This is a genomic window from Syntrophorhabdaceae bacterium (genome assembly GCA_028713955.1).
Classification (GTDB): Bacteria; Desulfobacterota; Syntrophorhabdia; order Syntrophorhabdales; family Syntrophorhabdaceae; genus UBA5609.
This window is the reverse complement of the sequence record JAQTNJ010000182.1, coordinates 4,666-6,510: the sequence shown is the minus strand read 5'-3', so window position 1 is coordinate 6,510 and position 1,845 is coordinate 4,666. Positions and strand designations below refer to the sequence as shown.

The window sequence follows — 1,845 nt, the reverse complement described above, 5'->3', positions numbered from 1 at the left end:
TCAACGACGTCAAATGTATAGTAATCATTCCCGAGCTGCCCGGTATATATCGTCCCGTCAACTTTTATGGCCTCGCTGCCTTCCATGACCGCCTGCTTGTTCTTGTAGAGACCCCTGCGCATTATCTCCATGATGCCTCGCTGTATCCCGGCTTCTGCAAGAAAGCCCTTCTCCGTTCCTTCCTTGAAAAAGAGAGTACTGCGAGCATCTGTCCTTGTCATAAAAGAAAAAGAGAGGACAATAACCATCAGGACCATCATAATCCACAGAACCATGAGGAGGGCAACACCTTTGTTCGATGTTGTCATCCCGAAGATTCTTCCCCGCTTTATTGATTTATGCCGTATATTCATACGCCTGAAACCTTTCCGGAAGCATCCGGTCTGAATATATGCTGGTGAGGGACATCTGCGCCCCCACAGGAAAAATTATGGAAAATACTCTTTTGCCCTGGACAAGATGAAGCCGTATCTTTTGAGGTATCCTGGTGTTGTCATTCCACTTTTCAATCCACGCGCCTTCTTTTTCGGTGACGCTTTTAAAAAAATATTCGAAGTAAATGGCATTGAAGCCCTGCAGAAGTTGAGTCTCATTCTTTTTTTCGATGCCCACCATGCTTTCACTGGCAATGAGGTTTTGCATGCCGTTACCATCAGTCTCAACCTGGTATTCCACGGTTACATAACCTTTCTGCCCTCCCCAGATAGAATAATTCGTTGCCATTTTCAGGAAGTCGGCGGTCCCTTCGAAAGAAAACCGTTTCCTGCCGCCCTGTTCAGAAACGAGGGGCGCCCCGGATTGTATCTGGGCACGAATGATGGTCAGGGATGACCTGAACCTTTCAAGGGAACCGACCTTCTTTTCTCCGCTGCTTACAGAACGGTACCCAAGTCTCATGGCGCCCGAAACAACCACAAGAATTGCCACGATCAGAACAATAGAGATCATCAGTTCGAGGAGGGTAAGCCCCCGTTCATTGCTTAACATTTTCCGAACTGCCCCCTTCATATTTTCCTTTTAACCATTTTCATGGTCCGCAGCGTAAAACTCTTCTCCTTCATGTTCTTTGTCCAGTAAATAGTCAGAACGACCTCCAGAAGTTTTACGGGAAGCGCCTGGGTTCTTTGCTGTAACGCGTCGGAAACCGCAACATCTATCCTGTAGCCATCGCCCGTTGTTTCACTCCAGTGATTTACCGTCAGTGCGTCATCTTCGAGTACGTCCCGCATCCTCGCATCTGCCGTTACTGTGGCAGAGACGTAATCCTCGGAAAGGGCTATGTTCCTCATATTGGCCGAGAATAGCTGAAAGATAAGGATGATCGCAGTGCTCAGTATGGAAAGAGCCACAAGGACTTCAAGGAGCGTGAAGCCCTCACAATTCGTAATTCGTAATTCGTGAGAGGTTTTTAACATTTTACATTTTACCTTTTACATTTCACAGGGTTCATTGCCGCATTACCACTGATCCTGCAACAGGGTCTGTCTGGATATAGAGTGTCTTTTTCCTGAACTGCAAGATCACTGTCCCGCCTTCCACGCCGCCGAAGGCATGAAAAAACATTGTATATTTTCCCTTCAGGATCTCCCCTGACACGGGATCACTCACCTTTATAGATATGCCGGCAGGGATGGTCTTCATATTCCTGCCGGCAATCCCGTATTGCCTGGTGTCGAGGTCTATCGTGAGGGCCTGGTCCTCTCCCTTGTTCTGCGCAAGGGATTTCATATACCTGATTGTTGCTGAAAGCTCCCGGCCGGTTGCTTCGAAACGGGCAGCGGGAAGGGTATTGGAAAAAACAAGCGTTGTCAGTCCGAGGATAAGGGTTGCAAGGAACATGACGAT

4 protein-coding genes are annotated in these 1,845 nt (G+C 48.0%); all 4 read right to left on the bottom strand.

The annotated features are described in order from the left end of the window. Positions 1-308: hypothetical protein (locus PHU49_13015; protein MDD5244928.1), on the bottom strand; the 308-nt coding region annotated here is incomplete at its 3' end. A 28-nt stretch (positions 309-336) separates the two neighbouring features. Further along, on the bottom strand, positions 337-987 hold the full coding sequence (locus tag PHU49_13010; protein MDD5244927.1) for a prepilin-type N-terminal cleavage/methylation domain-containing protein: 651 nt from the start codon (positions 985-987) through the stop codon (positions 337-339). Between the two features lie 17 nt (positions 988-1,004). Further along, complete coding sequence (locus PHU49_13005; GenBank protein MDD5244926.1) at positions 1,005-1,415, bottom strand: prepilin-type N-terminal cleavage/methylation domain-containing protein; 411 nt, start codon at positions 1,413-1,415, stop codon at positions 1,005-1,007. Positions 1,416-1,446: 31 nt separating this feature from the next. Further along, the coding region (locus tag PHU49_13000) for a hypothetical protein (GenBank protein ID MDD5244925.1) at positions 1,447-1,845 on the bottom strand (399 nt) is incomplete at its 5' end.